The organism is Flavobacterium muglaense (assembly GCF_014305155.1).
GTDB classification, from domain to species: domain Bacteria; phylum Bacteroidota; class Bacteroidia; order Flavobacteriales; family Flavobacteriaceae; genus Flavobacterium; species Flavobacterium muglaense.
On record NZ_JACRUK010000044.1, the window covers coordinates 1 to 17,601 of the forward strand.

Annotated in this window: 10 protein-coding genes and 1 rRNA gene; 5 read left to right on the top strand and 6 right to left on the bottom strand. The window is 36.1% G+C overall.

The genetic code is table 11. From position 1 onward, the window contains the following. The 4 genes from rrf to H8R24_RS14260 all read left to right on the top strand — a co-directional run. Window positions 1–74 (top strand): 5S ribosomal RNA (rrf, locus tag H8R24_RS18465); the annotation flags it as partial. Window positions 75–1,434: 1,360 nt separating this feature from the next. After that, window positions 1,435–3,996 (top strand): gliding motility-associated C-terminal domain-containing protein, encoded by a 2,562-nt coding sequence (locus H8R24_RS14250; RefSeq protein WP_187020226.1) that lies wholly within the window; start codon window positions 1,435–1,437, stop codon window positions 3,994–3,996. A 33-nt stretch (window positions 3,997–4,029) separates the two neighbouring features. Next, window positions 4,030–4,956 carry a PorP/SprF family type IX secretion system membrane protein gene (locus tag H8R24_RS14255; RefSeq protein ID WP_187020229.1) on the top strand — a complete coding sequence of 309 codons (927 nt, stop codon included), beginning with the start codon at window positions 4,030–4,032 and terminating at the stop codon, window positions 4,954–4,956. Between the two features lie 10 nt (window positions 4,957–4,966). Beyond that, window positions 4,967–7,096 carry an OmpA family protein gene (locus H8R24_RS14260; RefSeq protein ID WP_187020231.1) on the top strand — a complete coding sequence of 710 codons (2,130 nt, stop codon included), beginning with the start codon at window positions 4,967–4,969 and terminating at the stop codon, window positions 7,094–7,096. A 46-nt stretch (window positions 7,097–7,142) separates the two neighbouring features. Here H8R24_RS14260 and miaE read toward each other — a convergent pair whose 3' ends face one another. Beyond that, window positions 7,143–7,724: a tRNA-(ms[2]io[6]A)-hydroxylase gene (gene miaE / locus H8R24_RS14265; protein ID WP_187020234.1), complete on the bottom strand. Its 582-nt coding sequence runs from the start codon at window positions 7,722–7,724 to the stop codon at window positions 7,143–7,145. 109 nt (window positions 7,725–7,833) lie between these two features. On the opposite strand from miaE, the gene H8R24_RS14270 reads away from it, so the two are divergent. Further along, a complete protein-coding gene (locus tag H8R24_RS14270; protein WP_187020236.1) occupies window positions 7,834–9,078 on the top strand; it encodes a glycosyltransferase in 1,245 nt (414 codons plus the stop codon). 57 nt (window positions 9,079–9,135) lie between these two features. On the opposite strand, the gene H8R24_RS14275 is transcribed toward H8R24_RS14270, so the two are convergent. The 5 genes from H8R24_RS14275 to porU all read right to left on the bottom strand — a co-directional run bounded on the left by H8R24_RS14275 (window position 9,136) and on the right by porU (window position 17,538). After that, window positions 9,136–10,767 carry a pyruvate dehydrogenase complex dihydrolipoamide acetyltransferase gene (locus tag H8R24_RS14275; protein WP_187020238.1) on the bottom strand — a complete coding sequence of 544 codons (1,632 nt, stop codon included), beginning with the start codon at window positions 10,765–10,767 and terminating at the stop codon, window positions 9,136–9,138. A gap of 7 nt (window positions 10,768–10,774) precedes the next feature. Further along, the gene (gene pdhA, locus H8R24_RS14280; protein ID WP_187020241.1) at window positions 10,775–11,773 is read right to left on the bottom strand and encodes a pyruvate dehydrogenase (acetyl-transferring) E1 component subunit alpha; all 999 of its coding nucleotides are present in this window, start codon (window positions 11,771–11,773) and stop codon (window positions 10,775–10,777) included. 141 nt (window positions 11,774–11,914) lie between these two features. After that, complete coding sequence (gene cdd, locus H8R24_RS14285) at window positions 11,915–12,397, bottom strand: cytidine deaminase (RefSeq protein ID WP_187020243.1); 483 nt, start codon at window positions 12,395–12,397, stop codon at window positions 11,915–11,917. 74 nt (window positions 12,398–12,471) lie between these two features. Then, on the bottom strand, window positions 12,472–13,674 hold the full coding sequence (porV, locus tag H8R24_RS14290) for a type IX secretion system outer membrane channel protein PorV (protein WP_187020246.1): 1,203 nt from the start codon (window positions 13,672–13,674) through the stop codon (window positions 12,472–12,474). 39 nt (window positions 13,675–13,713) lie between these two features. Beyond that, on the bottom strand, window positions 13,714–17,538 hold the full coding sequence (porU, locus tag H8R24_RS14295) for a type IX secretion system sortase PorU (RefSeq protein ID WP_187020248.1): 3,825 nt from the start codon (window positions 17,536–17,538) through the stop codon (window positions 13,714–13,716). Window positions 17,539–17,601 lie beyond the last annotated feature (63 nt).

A 17,601-nucleotide genomic window follows, 5' to 3' on the forward strand; every position in this document is an offset into this window, starting at 1 on the left:
TCCCGAACAGAGTAGTTAAGCCCGCCTGCGCAGATGGTACTGCAGTTATGTGGGAGAGTATGTCGTCGCCTTTCTTTAGAGAACCCTTATCCATTGGATAAGGGTTTTTTGTTTTATATTTTTTAGAAAAATAGTGTACAATTTATCTCGAACAGAGTAGTTAAGTCGGCTTGCTTAGATGGTACTGCAGTATTGCAGTTATGTGGGAGTCCCGATAGCTATCGGGAGTCGTCGCCTTTCTTTGAAATCCTCATCATTTATTTGGTGGGGATTTTTTTTGTTTATTTTTTAGAAAAATAGTGTAAAATTATCTCGAACAGAGTGGTTAAGTCCGCTTGCGTAGATGGTAGTGCAGTAGTGCAGTTATGTGGGAGTCCCGATAGCTATCGAGAGTCGTCGCCTTTCTTTAGAAAACCCTTATCCTAATTGGATAAGGGTTTTTTGTTTTATATTTTAGAAAAATAGTGTAAAATTTATCTCGAACAGAGTAGTTAAGTCCGCTTGCTTAGATGGTGCTGCAGTATTGCAGTTATGTGGGAGTCCCGATAGCTATCGGGAGTCGTCGGATTTCTGTAGAAACCCCTTATCCAATGGATAAGGGTTTTTTGTTTTATATTTTTTAGAAAAATAGTGTAAAATTTAGCACGAACAGAGTAGTTAAGTCCGCTTGCTTAGATGGTACCGCAGTATTGCAGATATGTGGGAGTCTCGATAGCTATCGGAAGACTTTCAAAAGCTTTTATTTGAGCAGTGAATGAGACAGTGGATGCATTTAGGGTTGTTGCATTTCTGTATAGAATACTGAACCTAATTGAACGATTTTTTTAAGTTGTTTGGGTCATGTGTAAGGTATTGGGAAGGATGTTATGCAAGGTTCATAAACTCAATTGGGTGTATAAAGTGGATTTTACTGTTTTTTGATAGTTTGAGGTTATGTATTTGGTGGTATTCTTTTATTTAGTAATGTCTGCTGAGTATGTTGAAAGTTTTACAGTTTTACACTTTCTTTTTTTGCATTGAATAACTAGTGGCGCTATAGTTTTTAGTTTGGAACAAAATGCTATTTTGTAAATGAGTATCGTAGCCCCGATAGAAGTGTAAATCCTTTTACTTTTTTCTTTAAAAAGTAAAAGATTGTAACGGATAGCGGGAAATAGCTCCTAATTCATCGTAGTATTTGTTTTAGACTTTTTCGATGGGTGATTTTTTGTGAAGAGATTTGGTTGCATTTCGCGTTATATTGTGCGATTTTATCTACGTTGTGGTTTAGTTTGTTCTCTATCATGGTTTCAGTTTCGTAGAGGACTAATGCTTCGTTATTTTTGTGTATTTTTGCTCAAATATTAAGAATTATTTATGATATTAAAATTACTTTATCCGATTAAGGAATGTTTTTTGATTTTTTGTGTTGTGATTCTTGGTTTTACAACAAAGATGAGTGCACAATGCGCTGGGACTAGCAATAGTATTACGGTTTGTGATATTCAGAATAATAGTAGTAAGGCTATAAATCTTTTTAGCCAATTACTAGGATCGCCTGTTTCTGGTGGTGTTTGGAAAGATAATCTTCTTTCTGGTGGATTGAGTACAAGTACAGGGGTTCTAAATGCACAGAGCATAAAAAAGAGTGGTATTTATACCTATACCTATACTGTGGATAATGGTGCTGGTTGTAAAGATTCGGCTACTGTTACGGTCACTATTGGCGGTTATGCTGGGATATCTAGTCCTAACGTTTCGGCTTGTTCTGACGATACAAGTTATAATTTGTTTCTAGGTTTTAATGGTAATTTTGCAAGTCCGCAATCTAATGGATATTGGACAGATAATGATAATACTGGTGCATTGTCTAATAATTATTTCAATGCTAAAAGTGCTGGAGTTGGCACCTATTCATTTACGTATACTATGCCAGCGATTGGTAGTTGTCTAGTCCAGAAGTCAACCGTTTATGTTACGGTTTATAGAGCACCTGAGCCCGGTATCCCCTCTTTTTTATTGTTATGTGATGCTGATAAGGATTCTTTTAGTACCAATTTTGATTTAAATAGTTTGCTGACTGGTGAGGATTCTGATGGAGTTTGGGAGGATCTTTCTGGAACTACTGAAATAACAAGTCAAGATGATTCGTTCATTGATATCAAAAAATTATACGCTACTTATGGAGCTAGAACTTTTAATTTTAGATATAACGTGGATCCAGATAATCCTATTTGTACTGTAAAAAGAGCTACTGTTAGCGTTATTATTGAAAGACAGCTTGATTTTACTGGGGCTAAGGTAGTTGTTGATGCCGACATTTGTGAAAACGAAATGGGAACGGCGCAGTATAATTTAGTTTTGACACAGGGGGTAAAGAGTGTGCCTGATGGTAGTTATTATGTTACTTATAAAATTATTGGTGGTGCTGCTGCTATCGAGGAAACTGTTGTAGCTGGGTTTTTAAGTGGTAGTTTGTCTTTTTCGTTACCGTCAAGTTATTTTCAGCAAGTTGGTGCTTTTGATGTTAGTGTTGTTAATGTAGTAAGTGCTACAAGTCTTGGTGCTTGTACTACAGTGCTACCTAATGTTACTGATGTGTTGAATGTTTTTCCTATTCCTAAGATCGACAATTCAAAGGTGACAATTGACCCAGTTTGTAAAGGCAACGCAGTAAAAGTGGTTGTAGCTGGTAGTAATAATTTAAGTGATGGTTTATATGATGTAGTATACCGCCTGTCTGGCAGTAATACGGCTATTTCTCAAAAGGATGTCTTAACTGTGGCTAACGGTGAAGGTGTATTGTATATACCTGTTAATCTCGTTTCGACTACTGGTACCACTATTATTTCGATGACAAGTATTACTAATTTAAGTACGCTTTGTACTAATGTTGTCAATCTTTCAAAAGATTTTGTTGTCAATTCATTGCCGAATGCATCTACAGTGTCTGTGGGAGTGAATAGTGCTTGTCAAGGTAAACCTATAATTGTTTCGGTTTCAGGATTGGGTGCTTTGACATCTATTGTGGTAAAGTATGATTTATCTGGAGCAAATAGTATCAATAATCAATCGGTTAGTTTGACTGCAACGAATGGGAATGCTAGTTTTGAAATTCCAACTGCTTTATTAGGTAATACTGGAAATACTATTTTTACTTTTACGGAATTAGTCAATACGAGTACTGGTTGTAGTGTTGCTGTGAATAATGTTTCAAAAAGTTTTGTTGTAAATCCAGTTCCTCTTAGTCCAGTTACAAAAGACGAAGTTTTTTGTGTCAATGATGCTAAAAAGGTATCGGATTTGACACCAAACGGTGCGCAATATCAATGGTTTAATTCAGCGACAAGTACAGTGGTTTTAGCTCCTACTACGGTTTTGGTTTCAGGTGATTATTATGTTAAAGAAGTGGTTGCGGCAACAGGCTGTGAATCTGGTAGGTCACGAGCTACCGTAACAATTAATCAAGAAGATATACCGGTTTTAAGTAGCAATGGGGAAATTTTCTGCGGGCTAGATAAACCTACGATTTTAGATTTGTCTGCTAGAGTTGTTTCTAACGGTAAATTGCTTTGGTTTGATGCTGCTACAAATGGAACTGTGATTAATGAAGCTACACTGTTATTAGATCATAAAATCTATTATGGTTTTAGCTTTTCAAATGGTACAAATTGTGTTTCAAATGCTTTGGAAGTCACTATCTCGCTTTCCAATTGTGATGAAACCGCCGACTTCTTTGTTCCTGATGGATTCTCTCCTAATGGTGATGGTGTTAATGATAGTTTTAGGATTCCGAAAATCGATTTTATTTATCCAGATTATTCACTAGAGATCTATAATAGATATGGTACTTTGATGTTTAAAGGCAATAAATCTAATCCTGAATGGGACGGTAGAAATTCTAATTTCAATGTAGGGATCGATGGAATGGCTCCAAACGGAGTTTATTTTTATGTGATTAATTTCAATAAAAACAATAAAGCTCCTTATCAAGGAAGTCTGTATCTCAATAGATAAATCGGCTTCTTTATTTCAAATACTTATTCGAATATGAAAAAAACAATACTCATAGTAGGTTTTTTATTTAGTATACTTACGGCTACGGCGCAACAAGATCCTCAGTATACCCAGTATATGTACAACATGAATGTAATCAATCCCGCTTATGCTACTGGAGATCAATCATTGTTAGATGTTGGTGTCTTGTATAGAACACAATGGGTTGGTGCGGTGGGAGCTCCTAAAACAATGACTGTGTTTGCTCATCTACCTGTGAACAAGAAAGTAGAATTGGGTTTTTCGCTTATTTCTGATGATATTGGTGATGGTGCAAAAAAGGAAAATAATTTTTTTGCTGATTTTGCGTATGTATTACCATTACAAAATAATCATAAGTTATCATTAGGTTTGAAAGCTGGATTTAGTTCTTTGCAAACAAATTTTAATGGTTTCAAATTCGAAAGTACTTCAACTGATTTTGCTTTCGATAACAGCAATTTACTAAAGCCTAATGTTGGGGTAGGTGCGTATTATTTTACGAATAAATACTATGTTGGTTTATCTGCACCAAATCTTCTGAATACAAAACACATTGAAAAACATGCTGGAATTAGTGATTATGGTTCAGAGAATGTACATGCCTTTTTTACTGGAGGCTATGTTTTTACCTTATCAGATGCTTTTAAGTTGAAGCCGGCTTTTATGTCTAAGTTTGTAAATGGTGCGCCTATAACAGTAGATTTGTCTGCAAATGTATTGTATAATGACAAGTTGGAGCTTGGTGCTTCTTATAGACTTGGAGATGCTGTGAGTGTTTTGATGAATGTTAAAGCTACATCTAATATTAGAGTAGGATACGCATACGATTATACAGTTTCTAATTTAGGTCAGTTTAATTCAGGTACACATGAATTTTTTATTCTTTTTAACTTAGACCTACTAAGTAAAGGATATGACAAATCACCAAGATTTTTTTAAAAAACAAAAGATGAAAAGAATATTCATAATAATTGTTCTGTGTTTTGCTCAGTTTTCAAATGCGCAAACACCAGATTTAAAGAGAGCCAATCGTTTTTTTGACAAGACTTTTTATACTGAAGCAATTCCATTGTACGAAAGTATCATCGAAGATAATCAATCATATATAGTGCTTAAAAACTTAGCAGATGCGTATTATTATACTAATGATTATGGGAAAGCCCAGCGTTTGTATGCCAATTTAGTATCACGTTTTAAAAAAGATATAAGTGAAGATTATTATTTTAAATATGCGCAAACTTTAAAAGTTGCTGGCAAGTATAAGGAAGCATACGCTGTACTGCATGATTATTATGTTGGCACTGCTAATTTTGTGGCAAGTACTCAACTCGATAAAGATCTAATTACACTTGAGAATGTATCTGCAATTGGCAATAGGTTTGAAATTAAAAACCTTGCAATGAATTCTAGTAGTTCAGAGTTTGGTGCTGTTGTTAATCAAGGTGATCTGGTTTTCTCGGGTGTAGATAGAAGTGCTGGTTTTTTAGATAAAAAATTCAAGTGGAATGGGGAGAAGTATCTTGATATTTTGTCAATGCCTATCGAGAACATGAATGCAGCTGATTCTGTCGTAAAGTCATTTTCGAATGTAATAAATACCGAAATGCACGAGGCGAATGCCATTTTTACAAAGGATGGTAAAACAGTCTATTTTACGCGTAATAATTTTGTAAAAGGACGCAGAGCAAAAAATCAAGATAAGGTTTCTAACTTGCAAATTTTTAAAGGAGAATTAGTTGGTGGTAAGTGGGTTAATATTGTTGCTCTTCCGTTCAATAATGAAAATTATTCGGTGGAGCATCCAGCTTTAAGTTTTGACGAAAAAACTTTATATTTTGCTTCTGATATGCCTGGTACTTTAGGTTCTTTTGATTTATTTAGTGTTGCTATTGATGGTGAAAATTTTGGAACACCAAAAAATTTAGGGTCGAATATAAATACGGACAAAAAGGAACAATTTCCTTTTGTATCCAAAGATGGAAAGTTGTATTTCTCATCTGATGGCCATGCAGGTTATGGATTACTAGATGTTTTTGTCGTTGATTTAAATACTGGTAATTTGGATTTCCCTTCCAATGTGGGGCTTCCTGTTAATTCTGCATATGATGATTTTTCATTTAATATTGATGCTGATACAAAACAAGGTTTTTTTGCTTCGAATAGAATCGGCGGTAAAGGGAGTGATGATATTTACCAACTAAGCGAACAGAAGCCTTTAATAATTGAAGATTGCAAGCAGTTTGTTGAAGGTGTCGTTAGTGATGTGGATACTAAATTGCCTTTGAGCAATGCGACGGTTGTGTTGCTAGACGCAAATAGTGTTGAAGTGTCTAGAATGACTACTAATCTAAAAGGAGATTTTGTTTTTACAGTGAGTTGTGATACAAGATATACTGTGGCTGCAGCGAAAGAAGAGTTTACCAAAGCTGAAAAATCAATTCGAGTAAATAAAGAGAGAGACTTACGTACGGATGCTTCGGTCAGTTTGAAATCTATTGTAGTTTTAAAGAAGGAAGAGGAAGCAGTTGCGCAACTGAAGAAAGAGCAGGAAAAGGCATTAGAAGAAAAAAATAAAGCTAAAGAAATTGCACAAGTAGAGAAAATTAAAAAAGACAAGACGACAGCCGCTATCAAAGCTGTTGAACAAGCGAAGCTTGATGAAAAAGCTAAAACCAATGCGATCGTAGCTGCTGAGAAAGATGTTGTTAAAGTAGATAGTCAGCTGATTATTAAAACAGATCCTATTTATTTTGATTACAGTTTATGGTATATTCGTAGAGAAACTAAACCTGTTTTGGATAAAGTTATTGATCTAATGAAGAAGCATCCAACGATGATAGTTGAAATTGGTTCTCATACGGATAATAGAGGTAATGCAAAATATAATTTAGACCTTTCAGCAAAGCGTGCGAATTCTACTAGAGAATATTTTATGCAAAATGGCATCGAAGGAAATAGAATTTTGGCAAAAGGATATGGCGAAAGTCAGCAAATAATTAAATGTGAGCCAAGCGAGTCCTGCAGTGAAGAGCAACATGAGCTTAACAGAAGAAATGTATTTACGATCAAAAGTTTATAAATGATCATTTAAATTAGAACAATAAAGGGATGCGTTATGCGTCCCTTTATCCGTGTATAGTTTCGTTTTTACCGTAATTGGTAATAATCGATGTTTCGAATTCAATCCATTCTTTCCAGCGTTTGTCAACATCAACATGATCAGCGTATTTGCGGGCAAAGCCTAAAAACGTAGTATAATGTCCTGCTTCACTAATCATTAAATCACGATAGAATTTGGCTAGTTCTACATCTTTAATGTTTTCAGACAAAACTTTAAAGCGTTCACAACTTCTTGCCTCAATCATTGCCGAGAACAGTAAGCGTTCGCATAAAGCATCATTGCGGCTACCATCTTTTTTCATGAATTTGAATAATTCATTTACATAATGATCTTTTCGTTCACGGCCCAAGCTCAATCCTTTGCTTTTGATCAAGTCATGCACCATTTGTAGGTGCTCTAATTCCTCTCGTGCAATAATCATTAATTCTGTGACTAATTCCTCTTTTTCAGAATTTTGTGTGATCAAACTTATGGCGTTCGAAGCTGCTTTTTGTTCACACCAGGCGTGGTCTGTCAAAATTTCTTCAATATTTGATTCGACTATGTTTACCCATCTGGGATCAGTTACAAGTTTTAATCCTAACATGTTATTGTGTTTTATAAGTACAAAATTAGTGTTTTCTTTCTTATTTATCAGTGAATCGATGGTAATGACGTCCAAATAGTATTATTTTGCAGTTGTAATGTTACTTTATATGACTGAGATTAAAAAGCTTTTAATAATAGGTTTTGTGTGGCCTGAGCCCAATTCGTCTGCTGCAGGTGCTAGAATGCTTCAATTGATCCGTCTTTTTCAAGAAGAAGGCTATCAGATTAGTTTTGCGAGCCCTGCCATGGATAGTGATTTTATGGTAGATCTGGAAAATTTAGGTGTTTTAAAGAAGTCCATTATTTTAAATTGTGCAAGTTTTGATGGCTATGTGAAGGAACTAAATCCTACAATTGTGTTGTTTGATCGGTTTATGATGGAAGAACAGTTTGGGTGGAGGGTTTCTGAAAATTGTCCGCGAGCTTTAAAAATATTGGATACAGAAGATTTACATTGTTTGCGTTTAGCACGACAGAAAGCATTTAAGGAACAACGTTTGTTTCAATTGAACGATTTGGTTCTTGAAGATGTTGCAAAGCGCGAAGTAGCAAGTATTTTGCGTTGCGACCTTAGCTTGATGATCTCGGAATATGAAATAGAACTATTACGGACAGTTTTTAAAATAGAGGAAAGTTTACTGTATTATTTGCCTTTTTTGTTAGATGCAAAGCAAGTTGATGATTTCATTGTGTTGCCATCTTTTGAACAAAGAAAGGATTTTGTATTTATAGGCAATTTTCTACATGAGCCTAATTGGAATGCGGTGCAGTATTTAAAAGAGATCATTTGGCCGTTGATTAGGAAGTGGATGCCTGCTGCTGTTTTGCATGTTTATGGTGCTTATCCTTCGCAAAAAGTACTGCAGCTCAATAATGTTAAGGAAGGTTTTGTTATTGAAGGACGTGCTGCAGATGCTGTAGAAGTGGTAAGAGGTGCTCGAGTGGTGCTAGCGCCAATTCGTTTTGGTGCCGGACTAAAAGGGAAGTTGGCGGAAGCCATGCAATGTGGTACGCCAAGTGTGACCAGCACGATAGGTGCTGAAGGGATGAATGGAAGACTTGATTGGAATGGCTTTGTTGAAGATGATCCAGAAGTGTTTGCGAAAAGAGCTGTACTGTTGTATGAAGATGAAGTGATTTGGCGTCAAGCGCAAAAGAACGGACTTGAAGTACTTAATAACAGGTTTGCAAAATCATTATTTGTAAATGACTTTAAAGTTCGCATTAAAGAGTTGCTGTTAGGTATTGATGCACATCGTTCCAATAATTTTATGGGAGCAATTTTGCAACATCATACGATCAATAGTACGAAGTATATGTCCCGATGGATTGAAGAAAAAAATAAAAAATAGAGCAAAAAAAAGCCGTTTTGAAATTTCAAAACGGCTTTTTAAATATATAATTAAAAACTAAGCTAACATAGTAACTGGATTTTCAATGTATTGTTTCAATGTTTGTAAAAATTGAGCTCCAGTAGCACCATCAATAGTTCTATGGTCACAAGCTAATGATAACATCATTGTGTTTCCAACAACTATTTGACCATTTTTAACAACTGGTTTTTCAACAATTGCGCCTACCGAAAGGATTGCAGAGTTGGGTTGGTTGATAATTGAATTGAATTCAGTAATACCAAACATTCCAAGGTTTGAAACCGTAAATGTGCTTCCTTCCATTTCTGATGGTAGTAATTTTTTAGTTTTTGCTCTTCCAGCAAGATCTCTTACGCTTCCTCCAATTTGAGATAAACTCATAGCATCAGTGAATTTTAAAACAGGAACTACTAGTCCGTCTTCAACAGCTACTGCAACACCAATGTTTACGTGGTGATTGATAGTGATAGCATCTTCTTTCCACTGAGAGTTGATTTTCAGGTGTTTTTTAAGTGCCATTGCACAAGCTTTGATTACCATGTCGTTAAAGGATACTTTGGTATCTGGAACGCTGTTGATAATAGCTCTTGACTTCATTGCCTCATCCATCGTTACTTCGATAGTTAAGTTATAATGAGGCGCAGTGAATAATGATTCAGCTAAACGTTTCGCAATGATTTTACGCATTTGCGAGTTTTTGATTTCTTCTTTGAATACTTCTCCCGCTGGTACAAAAACTTTTGGTGCTTCAGTAGCTTTTTCAGCCGCAGGAGCGTTAGTTGTTGCAACGGCTTGGGCAGCTGGTGCGGCAGTGTTTGGTGTGTAGTTTTCGATATCGCTTTTTACAATACGTCCGTTTTCACCTGTACCTTTCACTTGGTTCAATTGAATTCCTTTATCACTTGCAATTTTCTTTGCTAATGGTGATGCAAGAATACGTTGTCCATCTGGAGCGGCTTCTTGTACGACTGGCTCTGTTTGAGTCGCAGCTGCTGGTTGCGCTTCAGTAGTTGCAGGCGCTGCTGTAGCTCCTCCACCTATTGTAAAGTTACTTGCAATTCCTGAAATATCCGTTCCTGCAGGCCCTATAATCGCTAGTAAACTATCGATTGGAGCTGCATTCCCTTCTTCAATTCCAATGTATAATAATGTACCTTCATTGAAAGATTCAAATTCCATTGTTGCTTTATCGGTTTCGATTTCAGCAAGAATCTCACCTTCTGTAACTTTATCACCTACTTTTTTCAACCATGTAGCTACAGTTCCTTCTGTCATTGTATCGCTTAAACGCGGCATAGTTACTACTACAACACCTTTTGGTAATGCGGCAGCGGCTGCTGGTTTAACTTCTTCAACTTTAGTAGCTGTTGTAGTTTGTTCTGGTGTAGTTGCTGCTGCATTTCCTGATAAAAGTGCAGAGATGTCCTCTCCTTCTGTTCCTATTATTGCTAATAGTGAATCAACAGCTGCAGTTTCGCCAGCAGGAATTCCTATGTATAAAAGAGTTCCTTCGTTGAAAGACTCAAATTCCATTGTTGCTTTGTCAGTTTCAATTTCTGCAAGGATATCTCCTTCGCTTATTTTGTCACCTACTTTTTTAAGCCAAGTTGCTACCGTTCCTTCCGTCATAGTATCGCTCAAGCGAGGCATTGTAATTATTGTTGCCATAATTGATTTATAGTTTATGAGGTATAAATGGATAATCTTCTTGTGCGTATACTACGTCGTATAATTGTTGAATTGGTGGGTAGTCTGATTCTTCAGCAAAATCCACACATTCTTGAACTAGATCTTTTACTCTTTGATCAATAGCTTCTATTTCTTCGTCGGTAGCATATTTTTGATCTTTAATTACATCAAGTACTTGTGTAATTGGATCAATTTTTTTGTATTCTTCTACTTCTTCTTTCGAACGGTATAATTGAGCATCCGACATAGAGTGACCTCTATAACGGTATGTTTTCATTTCTAAGAAAGTTGGTCCGTCACCACGACGTGCTCTATCAATAGCTTCAGTCATTGCTTCAGCTACTTTTACAGGATTCATTCCGTCCACTGGTCCACAAGGCATTTCATATCCTAATCCTAGTTTCCAGATGTCAGTATGATTTGCAGTTCTTTCAACAGATGTTCCCATTGCATAACCGTTGTTTTCTACAATGAAAACTACAGGTAATTTCCATAGCATAGCCATGTTGAAAGCTTCGTGAAGCGAACCTTGACGTGCAGCACCATCACCAAAATAGGTCATTGTTACTCCACCAGTGTTGTTGTATTTATCTCCAAAAGCTAATCCAGCTCCTACAGGTATTTGTCCTCCTACAATTCCGTGACCACCATAAAAACGGTGTTCTTTTGAGAAAATGTGCATAGAACCACCCATTCCTTTAGACGTTCCGGTTACTTTTCCTAAAAGTTCCGCCATTACTCTTTTTGGATCAACACCCATACCAATTGGTTGAACGTGATTTCTATAAGCAGTTATCATTTTGTCTTTTGTCAAGTCCATTGCATGTAATGCACCTGCTAGTACTGCTTCTTGACCATTATATAAATGAAGAAAACCCCTCACTTTTTGTTGTATGTATAATGCTGCAAGTTTGTCTTCAAACTTTCTCCAAAGTAGCATGTCTTCGTACCACTTTAAATATACTTCTTTTGTAACTTCTTTCATCTCAATTGTTCTTTTGCTAAAGTTTTAATGTTATCAACTAGTACCAATATCGCAAAATAGCTTTATACCACAAATTTGCGAATTGCAAAAATAGGACATTCCTACTAAGAAGTAAAATTAAAAAGCTAAATTTTAGTGTTTTTACAATACGTTTTTGTTAAATAATAATGGCAGTAGGTTTTTTAACGAGTTAGATTTGTATACTTCGCCAGTTTCTCCCATAAAATATATTTCAATAGGTAATTCTTGTCTGATCTCATATTCGGCAATTGATTGTCTACAAGCACCACAAGGTGGTATAGGTTCAGTCGTTTTATTGGAGTCTGAAGCTGCTGTAATTGCCATTTTTAAAATTTTAGCTTCAGGGTAAATTGCTCCTGCTTGAAAAATAGCAACACGCTCTGCGCACAGGCCTGATGGATAAGCTGCATTTTCTTGATTTGATCCCAATACAATTTTACCATTGTCTAATAAAAGTGCGGTACCAACTCTAAATTTGGAGTAAGGTGCGTAAGCATTTTTTCTTGTCGATACAGCTAGTTCCATTAGGTTTTGAATGTCAGCTGGTAGCTCTTCGGTTGTGTTGTAAACGCTGAAGTGAGAGGTAACTGTAATTTCTTTCATAATATATTTAGGGGCAAAAAAGTCCAAATTTCAAAAGGTGAAATTTGGACTTTTAATTTTAATTTGATTTAAATCTAGTATTCGTCGTATTTATCTCCAAAGTTAAATGTTAAGGAGAAACGAAGTGTGTTTTCTAATGGATTAGGGATTTTTGATGCGGAAAATAAGTAAGAAACATCTACTTTAACTACGTTGTATTTAAAGCCGGCTCCAAGTGAAAAATATTTTCGTGAACCTTTAAATGGGCTTTCGTGAAAATAACCCATTCGCATGGCAAATGAATCTTGATAGAGATATTCGGCTCCTACTGCATAAGTGATTTCTTTTATTTCTTCGCTAAAGCCACCTGGTGCATCTCCAAATGATTTTACAATTCCTGGTAACCATTGCGTATTTCTGTATTCCGTATTTGCTGCGGTGTAGTCAATGTTGTCAACAACTCCGTCGCCGTTTAGATCTGCTCCGTTGTAAGATTCGTTGTCATACGAAACCTTAGGTGTAGGTACTAATAATTTATTGAATTCAAGATTCAGCGCTACTTTGTTGTATTCGTCTAGTATAAAGTCAAAGCCGGTTCCTATTTTTAATGTTGCTGGTAAAAAGTCGCTATTGATTTTGTCATTATCATAACTAATTTTTGGTCCAATGTTTTGAATGTTAAAACCTGCTCTCCATCTTCCGTTGAACTCATTGTATGCAATTTCTTCTGATTGGTAAAAACCAGCGACGTCAATCGCAAATGAATTGGCAGCGGAAGCATCATTATTTACATCGGCTACTTTTAGATTTGATCGAATGTATCGACCGGCTACTGCCATTGAGAATTTTTCGCTAAGTTTTAAGGAATACGATAGGTCCATCGCAAGTTCATTAGGTGAGACCGTTGCAAACGCTTCGTTTGGATCGCCTGTTTGTCTCAATTGAATTTCACCAAAACCAAAATAACGTAAACTTCCTGCAAATGCAGATCGCTCGTTAAACTTGTTGTAGTAGGTTACTTGACCAAGTGAAATGTCATTGGCTAGATTGGTAAGGTAAGGCGTATAGCTTATTGAAAATCCTTGTTGATCGGTTGCAAAAGCGTATTTTGCAGGATTCCACTGCTGTGAAAAAGCATCTGCTGAAGTTGCAACTCCAATGTCAGCCATTCCCGCTGCTCTTGCATCTGCCGACACAGATAAAAAAGGAACTGCGGTTGTGATCACTCGCTCTTGGGTCTGTGCCTGTGAGAGAGAGATGCTTAGTAATGCGCAACAGATAAATATTAATTTTCTCATTGTTTGGGGTAAAATTCGTTTAACAAATATACTATTTAATTAAAGTATAACAAGTTTTTCAATCTTTTCGGCTTTTTTATTCGAACTGTTTGATTTTACAGTCAGTTTGTACATATAAACTCCTTTCCCTATTTTGTTTCCAAAATCATCCCGACCGTCCCAAGTAATGTCTTTTGATAAAAAGCCCTCAGTTGTAACATTTTGATTTTTGGTCCAAACCACTTTGCCTGTAATGGTGAAAACTTGAATTTGAACAGTCAGTAGCTCAAATGGTCTGTTGTGTGTAAACCAAAATTCGGTATAATTGACAAATGGATTAGGGTAATTGAGTACATGTGTCAGTGTTATTGTATCATCTCCAACGACTAAAAACTGAATTTCTATTGTTGTTGGGTTATTGTAAACATCCCAAGCTTTAAATGTTATGGTGTGTAATCCCGGAGCGATATCTCGTAATGGGAAACGCACGCTACCCTTTGTGAAGTCGTCTATATTAGTTTGATAATAATCGTTTAATATGTATGGATCACTGGTGTTTCCGTCTAATATTGCTATAATGTCATGTCCTATTCCGCTTGCTGTGTTTATACCGTTTTCGTCTTCTAATAGTGCCAATAAATAGGGTGACGAGTTTGTTATTCCTCCTGAGACAAACGTCTCGTCATTCATATATAACTTAACTTTCGGGCTAATATTGTCTTCGGTGGCATTTTCGTTTATTCCTCCAATTTTTATAGTCGAATTGTATCCTGATTGGTTTTCTAAGCTTTGATTCTTTTTCGAATAAAAACTGATCTTACCATTGTCCAACGGGATTCGGATGTCTCGAGGGACAACAAAGCTAAATTCGAAAACACCATTCTTTACAGAAGCATTACCTCTAAAAATGGTTTCTCCTAAGGTGTTAAAATTTATACTAGGGCTATTGCCATCATTGTTTAAAGTGGTTCTCAGGATATTTTTGTCGAATATAACCGATGCTATTTCTCCATTATAATTGGATAGTAAGGTGTTGTTTTCATCTGTGATTTCACCTGTAATTTTCATGTGTACTAAAGCTTTAAAAGCATCTGTTGGTTGGGAGATGGCAACATCGTTGATTTTGGTTAAATTTACTCTTGGCTTTGGTATGGCAAGCATGAGTGCGGGGTCACCTATGTAAAATACAACATTTGTAGAAGAGTTTGGATTGCTGTTTTTAGAAATTCGCAATGCTTCTGCTATAGAGTTGTATTGATTTGAACCGTAAGACAATAATTTTTCGGATAAGGTGTCATTGAAGTTTTCGGCGCTAAATTGTCCGATTTCTCTAATGGTAGTGATCATAGCTATTGCTCCTCCTTGCGGATTCCAGTAGGTGTATTCTCCTGCGGTAGGTCTTGTGGGGTTGTCAAATCGAGAGAAATCGCAAGTGATAGTGATGAATAAGGGGTATTTGTATTGGTTTTTTAGATTTTGCCCATCCGATTTTTCCCAAATGCGTTCTGCCGAAAGTCCGTCTTCACCTCCGTGTCCTAGATAATTGAATATTAAAGCTCCTTTTTCAAAAGCGTTAAAAAACTCAGTTCTAGCTTTTGGATATCTAAAGCCTCCTGCAGATGCTTCTTGTGTGTAAGAATCTAAATATATTTTATTGACATTGAAAAATGGTTTCTCGGTTGTGATTTTATCTGCCAAGGTGTTTTGTCTGCTTTGTAAACTAGCATCTGAAACTTGATCAGAATCATCGCAAAGTAGAACGAAGTTGTTTCTCCAGTTTCCGTACGATTGTGTATCGTGGTATTCAATTACTTTGTTGACCATTTCTTCGGCCTGTTTGCTATTGTTTATCAACATGCGGCCTATCGCGATATCTATTCCTCCAAAAAAGTTAATCACATTTCCTTCATTGGTATCCATTAATCCGTAAAAATCATCGGAGGCAAATGAGGATTCTCCTATTGAATTGCTGTTGAGTGCGTGATAGATGGGAACAATATTCGAGTTGTTGCTGATTCGGTCTTTATAGTCGTAGGACGCGTCACCGAAAAGGTTGACATATTTCAGCCTTTTGTCAGTAGACGAAGCATTGTCATAAATGTATTTGATACAATTACGTATGGCTGCTATATCTTGCTTGCCTGATGAAAATTCTTGATAAATCGTCTCAAGAGTTAATACTTTGACGTTTAGATTTGAATTATTTTTGTGAAAGTCAGCTAGTTTGTCGGCTTGTATTTTTAAGTTAGTAGGGCATATAATGACGTAATCGATATCTTGAAAGCTGCTACTTGAGGAGTTGAATATGGTTCCTTTTATGTTTTGATTTGTGATTTTTGATCGCGTATCTTTTTGTGGTGTATAGTAGTCTTGTGGATCAATGGCAATGTATTTTCGAATCTCACCCAAGTTAGCTTTAAATGAATATTGTGATTGATTTGTGGTTTCAAAAGTTGTTATAGTGTAAAGGTCTGTTATGTCCCATATTTGTGTGATTGCAGTCGCAGCTGAAATGGTGTAGTTTATAATGCCGATTTGTGATCCTGCTAAGTTGTATTGGAAGCTAAATTGTTTTCCGTAGCCCTGTAGTTTTCTTTTTGCCGAAAGGCTAATATAGTCTAAGTAGCCTTTGGATCCTGGTACGCCGTTGTTGTTGTAGTTTAATTTTATTTTTACATTTTCGGCAGCTGTTATGGTTGTTGAGGCAGGTAGTTTTCCAACATAGAATTGCGTGCTAGAGTTGGTGCTCAATGCAGGAAAGGAAATTGAACCAGCAGTTTGTCCGTTGCTGCTTATTTGGAATGATGTAGGAGTGAAGGCAGCTGATGCGGCTACAACTTTTAGAGTCATAGCACTGGTGAGATCGGCATTTGGAAAATTAAAGTCAAATTCTTGTTCTTGATTGATGTCAAAAGATTCGCCAAACCACTGGCGTCCTAGTTTAGCTATATTTGTTAGGTCTTTTTCGTAATATTTATAGTCGTCAAAAGTGGTTAAAGTTAAGGTTGGGCTTCCAGTAGGTTGAATGGCTTTGTTTATTCGTTTTCCATCATTGCTGGAGATGGTGATGTAGTAATATGATTTGGAATCGTATAAGTTAGAGTTGGTCTGGCTTTCTTCATTCCAAGTGTCAGTGCCTTCAGCATAAAAAAGGATGTAGTCTTCATTGTCAAATGTACCGTCGTTCTCTCCTATTACTTGTATGGCGTTTTCGGTTAAATCTATGGGATAATTGATGCTGTTTGCCAAGGGTAACATTCGGCCTCCATTACCGTATAGTTTTATTTTTTTTGGATTTACTCCAGAAAGGGAAAGGCCTAATTCTTGTAAAAAGCTTTTTGAGATTTTGTAGACTCCTGATTTTTCTACGTAAAAGCGGTACCAGTCTGCGGTTGCTAAAACCGAATTGGTTATAGCTGCTGTCGTTTTGTAATAATTATCGATTCTAGCTGTCGAAGCAGTAATGTAGTAACTAAAAGACTTGATTTTTTTATAACCAGTGAAGTCTTTGATGATTGGGGATAATGATATGAATGACTGTAAGTTGTCTCTCGAATTTGCGTTCTGAATTGTAAACGCAATAGTTGTTGGGATGTTATCAAGGTTAAGGTCGCCTAGTTGTTCTGTTGAAATGGGTTCAAAGATAACGTTGGTGATTTGGATGTCATTTTTACTGTAGTTTTTAGCCGTTTCTAGTTGAAATGTGTAAGTAATGGCGTTTGTTTCTAAATTGTAATGGAAGCTATTGCCATTGAAATGTGGGGTTTGTACAGTTGAATTTCCAAAATGCATTTCTGTTTTCTCGAACCATTCAATGTTGATCGTGGTTTGAGAAAAGGAAAAGAAAGAAATAAAGAAAAAAATTACAAAATGTAGCTTTTGCATTATTTTTTAATTTGGATTAGTAATAAATTTATTGAAAAAAGTAAAAATATGTCTTTTAGTGTT

What these genes read in the sequence shown, in the direction of transcription:
- H8R24_RS14255 (WP_187020229.1), top strand. Translation starts at nt 4,030, where the DNA reads ATGAAAAAAACAATACTCATAGTAGGTTTTTTATTTAGTATACTTACG.
- H8R24_RS14260 (WP_187020231.1), top strand. Translation starts at nt 4,967, where the DNA reads ATGAAAAGAATATTCATAATAATTGTTCTGTGTTTTGCTCAGTTTTCA.
- H8R24_RS14275 (WP_187020238.1), bottom strand. Translation starts at nt 10,767, where the DNA reads ATGGCAACAATAATTACAATGCCTCGCTTGAGCGATACTATGACGGAA.
- cdd (WP_187020243.1), bottom strand. Translation starts at nt 12,397, where the DNA reads ATGAAAGAAATTACAGTTACCTCTCACTTCAGCGTTTACAACACAACC.
- miaE (WP_187020234.1), bottom strand. Translation starts at nt 7,724, where the DNA reads ATGTTAGGATTAAAACTTGTAACTGATCCCAGATGGGTAAACATAGTC.
- H8R24_RS14250 (WP_187020226.1), top strand. Translation starts at nt 1,435, where the DNA reads ATGAGTGCACAATGCGCTGGGACTAGCAATAGTATTACGGTTTGTGAT.
- pdhA (WP_187020241.1), bottom strand. Translation starts at nt 11,773, where the DNA reads ATGAAAGAAGTTACAAAAGAAGTATATTTAAAGTGGTACGAAGACATG.
- H8R24_RS14270 (WP_187020236.1), top strand. Translation starts at nt 7,834, where the DNA reads ATGACTGAGATTAAAAAGCTTTTAATAATAGGTTTTGTGTGGCCTGAG.
- porV (WP_187020246.1), bottom strand. Translation starts at nt 13,674, where the DNA reads ATGAGAAAATTAATATTTATCTGTTGCGCATTACTAAGCATCTCTCTC.
- porU (WP_187020248.1), bottom strand. Translation starts at nt 17,538, where the DNA reads ATGCAAAAGCTACATTTTGTAATTTTTTTCTTTATTTCTTTCTTTTCC.